Source organism: Streptomyces sp. NPDC054956 (assembly GCF_053609185.1).
In genome coordinates, this window is the sequence record NZ_JBSGXB010000390.1 from 1 (window position 1) to 6,183 (window position 6,183).

Sequence of the window (6,183 nt, forward strand, 5' to 3'; positions counted from 1 at the left end):
CCCACCACCGGACCGGACTCCTGGCGGGCCATCACCGCCACCTGGCCGGACCCCGAAACCGGGGCCGGGAGCGGGGCCCCGGGCACCCCGGGGTCCAGGGGCTTGCCCCCGGTTTCGGGAAGGGGCGGGGTGGGGGAAACCTCCGCCCGCACCGCAGCCGGGCTCCGGGCCGCCACGCCCGGAACCCCGAACACCCCCCGGCCCACCGGGCCCGGTCCCGCGAGCGCTGCCGCAGCCGCGGTCCGGGCCCACCCCGGACAGCAGGCGGCCCCCGGCACCGCCACCGCCGAGTGGGCCACCACCACGCCCCCACCCGCCGGACCCGCCGGGACCGACACCCTGCCCCGGGCCACCGGGCGCGGGCCCGCGGATGCGGACCCGCCCCCCGGGCGGAACCCGGCGGGCCCGCCCACCTGCTCGCCCACCCCGGCGGGCCCTGCGGGGCCGGGCAGCGCCACCGCCGCGTGGGGAGCGGCCGCCGGGGACGGCACCCCGCTGCGCCGCCGGCTGGAGGCCGCCTGGCTGGGGCGGGCCGTCGGGTGTGTGCTCGGGAAGCCCGTGGAGAAGCTGCCGCTCGCGGCGATCCGGGCGCTGGCCCGGGCCGCCGGGAACTGGCCTCTGGACGACTGGTTCACCGCCGAGGGGGTCCCCGCGGAGCTCCTCGCCGCCCACCCCTGGAACCGCCGCTCCGCCCCCACCTCCCTCGCCGAGAACATCGACGGGACCCCCGAGGACGACGACCTCAACTACCCCCTCCTCGGCCTGCTCCTCCTCCAGCGCCACGGCAAGGGGTTCACCACCGCCGACGTCGGCCGGCTCTGGCTCGACGAGCTCCCGGCCGGCCGCACCTTCACCGCCGAGCGCGTCGCGTACCGGAATCTGCTCCAGGGGCTGGAACCCCCCGCCACCGCCACCCACCACAACCCCTTCCGCGAGTGGATCGGCGCCCTCATCCGCGCCGACGTCCACGGCTGGACCAACCCGGGCGACCCGGCCGCCGCCGCGGCCCAGGCGTACCGGGACGCCGCCCTCACCCACACCGGCAACGGGGTCTACGCGGCCCTGTTCGTCGCCGCCGCCACCGCCGCCGCGGCCACCGGCCGGGCCGACGTGCACACCGCGCTCCGGGCCGGGCTGGCCGTCGTACCGCCCCGCTCGCGCCTCGCCGAAGCCGTCCGCTTCGGCATCCGGACGGCCGCCGCGAGAACAACGACCGCCGCACACGAAAGCAAAAGCGAAGCCGACTTCGATACGGTCGTCGACCTGCTGCACGCCCGCTACGGCCACTACCACTGGGTCCACGCCATCCCCAACACCGCCCTGATCGCCGCCGCCCTCACCCACGCCGACGGCGACTTCACCCGCTCCATCTGCCGTGCCGTGTCCGGCGGTTGGGACACCGACTCCAACGGCGCCACCGCCGGCGCCCTCGCCGGGCTGCTGGCCGGGAGCCCCGAGAACATCCCGCACCGGTGGACCGCCCCCCTCAAGAACCGCCTCGCCACCACCGTCCCCGGCTTCGACGGCACCGGCTTCGACACCCTCGCCCACCTCACCGCTCAGGAGGCAGCCCGCTCATGACGGCCATCGCCGTGCTCGGCAGTACCAACATGGACCTCGTCGCCTACGTCCCCAAGGCCCCCCGCCTCGGGGAGACCGTCACCGGCCGCGCCTTCCGCACGGTCCCCGGCGGCAAGGGCGCCAACCAGGCCGTCGCCGCGGCCCGTTCCGGCGCGGAGGTGGTGATGATCGGCGCGGTCGGCGCCGACGAGTTCGGCGTACGGCTGCGCTCCGCGCTCGCCGCGGCCGGCGTGGAGACCGCGGCCCTGCGCACCGTCGAGGGCGCCAGCGGCACCGCGCACATCACCGTGGACGACGAGGGGGGCAACAGCATCATCGTCATCCCCGGCGCCAACGCGAGCGTCACCGGCCTGGAGGCGGGCGACGCCTCCCGCATCGGCGCCGCCGACTCCCTCCTCCTCCAGCTCGAACTCCCCCTGGAGGCCGTGCTCGAAGGCGCCCTCGCCGCCCGCGCCCACGGCGTCCGTACGATCCTCACCCCGGCCCCGGCCCAGCCGCTGCCGGCCGAACTCCTCGCCGCGACCGACCTGTTGGTCCCCAACGAGCACGAGGCCGCCGCGCTGACCGGGCTCACCGACCCCCACCGGGCGGCCGAGGCGCTGCTGAACCTCGTGCCGGAGGTGGTCGTCACCCTCGGCGCGGCCGGGGCCCTGTACGCCGCCCGCGGCCGCGAGCCGCTGACCGTGCCGGCCCCGCGCGTACGGGCCGTGGACACCACCGCCGCCGGGGACACCTTCGTCGGCGCGCTGGCCGTGGCGCTGGGCGAGGGCCGACCCATGCCGGAGTCCCTGCGCTGGGCCTCGGCGGCCGCCGCGCTCTCGGTCCAGCGCCCCGGCGCGCAGGACTCGATGCCGAGCCGCGCGGAGACCGACGCCGCCTTCGCGAAACCCGGCAAGGCCGGGAAGCCGGAAGAGCCCGGGGAGCCCGGCGAGCTCGCCGATCCCGCGGACTCCGCCGAACTGTCGGACTTCCTGGAGCGGGAGGCCCAGGCGTGAAGGGACCCGCGCCCCTGCGAGGGCTCCGCGTCCTCGACCTCGCCACCCTCTTCGCCGGCCCCCTCGCCGCCAGCCTCCTCGGCGACTTCGGCGCCGAGGTCGTCAAGGTCGAGCACCCGCTGCGCCCCGACCCCTCCCGCGGCCACGGCCCCGCCAAGGACGGCATCGGCCTCTGGTGGAAGGTGCTCGGCCGGAACAAGCGGACGATGACCCTCGACCTGTCCACCCCCGGCGGCCGGGACACCCTGCTGCGCCTGGCCGCCACCGCCGACGTCGTCATCGAGAACTTCCGCCCCGGCACCCTGGAACGCTGGGGGCTCGGCTGGCCCGAGCTGTCCGCCGCCAACCCGCGGCTGATCCTGACCCGCGTGACGGCCTTCGGCCAGGAGGGCCCGTACGCCCACCGGCCCGGCTTCGGCACCCTCGCGGAGGCGATGAGCGGCTTCGCGGCGATCACCGGCGAACCGGACGGGCCGCCGACGCTGCCGCCGTTCGGGCTCGCGGACTCGATCGCCGCGCTGACCACCGCGTACGCCGTGATGACGGCGCTCGCCGGCCGCGACCGCACCGGGCAGGGGCAGGTGGTGGACCTCGCGATCATCGAGCCCATCCTGAGCGTGCTCGGGCCGCACCCGCTCTGGTACGACCAGCTCGGCTACGTCCAGCCGCGCACCGGCAACCGTTCCACGAACAACGCCCCCCGCAACACCTACCGCAGCGCGGACGGGCGCTGGCTGGCGGTCTCCACCTCCGCCCAGTCGATCGCCGAGCGCGTGATGCGGCTCGTCGGCCGGCCCGAGCTGATCTCCGAGCCCTGGTTCGCGACGGGCTCCGGGCGCGCCGGCCACGCGGACGTCCTCGACGAGGCGGTCGGCGGCTGGATCGCCCGCCACAAGGCGGACGAGGTGACGGCCGCGTTCGAGGAGGCCGAGGCGGCCGTCGCGCTGGTCTACGACGTACGGGACGTGATGGCCGATCCGCAGTACGCGGCCCTGGACACGGTCACCGAGGTCGAGGACCCGGAACTCGGCCCGATCCGCATGCAGAACGTCCTCTTCCGGCTCTCCGGGACCCCCGGTTCCATCCGCTGGGCGGGCCGCCCGCACGGCGCGGACACCGACGCCCTCCTCACCGAACTCGGCCTGTCCACGGCCGAGATCACCGCTCTGCGCACCGAAGGGGTCCTGTGATCCTCACCTGGCTCTACGTTCCCGGCGACCGCCCGGAGGTGGTCGTCAAGGCGCTGCGCGCCGGGGCCGACGCCGTCATCGTGGACCTGGAGGACGCGGTGTCGGCCTCCCGCAAGGAGTACGCCCGCACCGCCACCGCCGAACTGCTCGCCTCCCGGCATCCGGTGCCGGTCCACGTCCGCGTCAACGCCCTGGACTCCCCCTGGGGCGGCGCCGACCTCACCGCGCTGGCCGGCCTGCGGGGCCTCGCCGGACTGCGGCTGCCGAAGATCTCCGCGCCCGGGCAGATCGTCGCCACCGCCGAACGCACCGGCGGGGTGGCCCTGTACGCCCTGCTGGAATCGGCGATCGGTGTGGAACGGGCGTACGAGATCGCCCGCGCGCACCCCGCCCTGCGCGGGCTGTCCCTGGGCGAGGCGGACCTGCGGGCCGACCTCGGCGTCACCGCCGAGGCCGGCCTGGACTGGCCGCGCTCACGGGTGGTCGTCGCGGCCCGCGCGGCCGGGCTCGCGCCGCCCGCCCAGTCGGTGTTCCCCGACATCCGGGACCTGGAGGCGCTGGCCGCCTCCTGTGCCCGGGGCCGTTCGCTGGGTTTCCTGGGGCGGGCGGCGATCCATCCGCGCCAGCTCCCGGTGATCGAGCGGGCCTACCTCCCCGGCCCGGCCGAGGTGGTGGCGGCCGAGGAGATCGTGGCCGCGGCCCGCCGCACCCCGGGCGCGGTGGCCCTGCCCGACGGCCGGTTCGTCGACCCGGCGATGCTGGCCGGCGCGGAACGGGTCATGGCCCTGTCCCGCCGCGACGCGCCCGTACTCTCCTGAACCACGAGCACACCGGCCGCCCCGGCCCCGCACGGGGTGGCCGGGGGCCCGGCGGCCGGGCCGGCCGTCGGGCCGGCCGCCGGATCAGGCGTTCAGGGCCGACCAGAGCCACTGGCCGCCGACCCGTACGTACAGCCGCTTGTTGACCGAGTCGACGGCCATCGTGCCGTCCAGCGGCTGGCGGGTGAAGGAGGCGTCGTTGACCGGGCCGGGGACCAGCCGCAGCGGCGGGTTCGCGGCGTTCTTGACCGGGATCGTGCCGGTCGCCTGGAGGCCGCTGCTGCCGTAGCTGTTCTCCACCCGGAAATCGCCGGTGGAGGACTGCTCGTAGTAGATGTGGGTGGTCGGCGGGGTGCCGTAGAGCCCGACGACGTTGCGCAGCACCGCGGTCGAGCCGGGGCCCGAGTAGAGGTCCACGCCCGCGTTGACCGTGGCGTTGCCCGCCTTGTTGGCGATGACCACGTTCTCCAGGGCGCTGGAACTCGCCGCCCAGCCGATGATGTTGCGCGCGGTCTTCGCGGTGCCGGCCGCGAAGTCGCCGGCGTAGCAGTAGATGTTCGTCGCGTAGACGTGCGTGCAGCCGGCGTCGGTCTTCAGGTGCGGGCCGCCCTGCATGCGGGAGGTCTCGAACTTGCAGTCCGTGATGTAGATGCCGTTGGGGTTGTTGGAGGTGACGGCGCCCTGGCCGATCCACAGCGCGCCGGTGCCGAACGCCTCCATGCGGCAGCCGATGAAGTGGATCTGGTTGATGTTGTCCTGGCTGTAGCCCCACGTGCCCGCGGTGGCGGAGGAGGCGTTGCGCAGCCAGACGTTGGGCTGGGTGGTGCTGCCTTCGGTGCCGGTGCTGTCCTCGATGACGAGGTTGTAGAAACGGGAGTCCCAGAACTCGACGGCGTCGATGCACATGTCGTTGTTGGAGGACATGAAGACGTCGCGGAAGTAGGAGTTGTTGTTGTAGTAGAGCTCCAGCAGCAGGCCGGTCTTGCGGTTGCCGTTGAAGCCGAGGTTCTCCACGGCGCAGTAGCGGCGGTGGGTGGAGCCCGTGGAGCCGGAGGTGCCGGTGCCGGACATCCGCAGCAGGATGCCGTCACCGCCCTTGATCAGGGTGGACGCCTTGGCGCCCGCGCCGGCGAGCCGGATGCCGTCGCCCTTGACGGCCAGGGCCGGCTGCCCGGCGGTGGGCTTGACCAGGTACTTCCCGACGGGGAAGTAGACCGTGCCGCCGCCCGCGGCGGCCGCCGCGTCGAGCGCCTTCTGGATCGCGAGCGTGTCGTCGGCCACGCCGTCGCCGATCGCCCCGTAACCCGTGGCCTTCACGTCGATCCAGTCGGGCGTGCCCGCGGTGGCCGCGGCGGCGGTCCCTCCGGTGCCCAGTACGGCCGCCCCCGCGGCCAGTCCGGCCACGGCCCCCGTGAGCAGCGCCCTGCGTGCGGTCTTCGGCTGTTCGTTCATGATCTCCCCCTCAGCGATACCGATGATCGACCATGATCATGCCAGGTGTCTGTGACATGCTCCCCGGACCGCGGCCACGCCGCAGGGGCGCCGCCCGGACGCCCGGCGCCACGCGGGCACGCCGCCTCGTGGCCGGGCCCCCCGGCC

5 protein-coding genes are annotated in these 6,183 nt (G+C 75.2%); 4 read left to right on the plus strand and 1 reads right to left on the minus strand.

The genetic code is table 11. The features are described from left to right. Positions 1-129: 129 nt before the first annotated feature. Genes ACWGDE_RS34820 through ACWGDE_RS34835 form a run of 4 tightly spaced genes read left to right on the plus strand, consistent with a single transcriptional unit; the run spans position 130 to position 4,584 of the window. Positions 130-1,581: an ADP-ribosylglycohydrolase family protein gene (locus tag ACWGDE_RS34820; RefSeq protein ID WP_453393061.1), complete on the plus strand. Its 1,452-nt coding sequence runs from the start codon at positions 130-132 to the stop codon at positions 1,579-1,581. Then, entirely contained in the window at positions 1,578-2,576 is a 999-nt protein-coding gene (gene rbsK, locus ACWGDE_RS34825; RefSeq protein ID WP_453393062.1) for a ribokinase, read from the plus strand. Before ACWGDE_RS34820 ends, rbsK begins: the two co-directional genes overlap by 4 nt. Continuing rightward, complete coding sequence (locus ACWGDE_RS34830; protein ID WP_453393063.1) at positions 2,573-3,766, plus strand: CaiB/BaiF CoA transferase family protein; 1,194 nt, start codon at positions 2,573-2,575, stop codon at positions 3,764-3,766. Before rbsK ends, ACWGDE_RS34830 begins: the two co-directional genes overlap by 4 nt. Beyond that, positions 3,763-4,584 carry an HpcH/HpaI aldolase/citrate lyase family protein gene (locus ACWGDE_RS34835; RefSeq protein WP_453393064.1) on the plus strand — a complete coding sequence of 274 codons (822 nt, stop codon included), beginning with the start codon at positions 3,763-3,765 and terminating at the stop codon, positions 4,582-4,584. Before ACWGDE_RS34830 ends, ACWGDE_RS34835 begins: the two co-directional genes overlap by 4 nt. Before the next feature lie 84 nt (positions 4,585-4,668). Here the strand turns inward: ACWGDE_RS34835 and ACWGDE_RS34840 are convergent, their stop codons facing one another. After that, on the minus strand, positions 4,669-6,036 hold the full coding sequence (locus ACWGDE_RS34840) for a glycosyl hydrolase family 28-related protein (protein ID WP_453393065.1): 1,368 nt from the start codon (positions 6,034-6,036) through the stop codon (positions 4,669-4,671). Between the last annotated feature and the right edge of the window lie 147 nt (positions 6,037-6,183).

What these genes read in the sequence shown, in the direction of transcription:
- rbsK (WP_453393062.1), top strand. Translation starts at nt 1,578, where the DNA reads ATGACGGCCATCGCCGTGCTCGGCAGTACCAACATGGACCTCGTCGCC.
- ACWGDE_RS34840 (WP_453393065.1), bottom strand. Translation starts at nt 6,036, where the DNA reads ATGAACGAACAGCCGAAGACCGCACGCAGGGCGCTGCTCACGGGGGCC.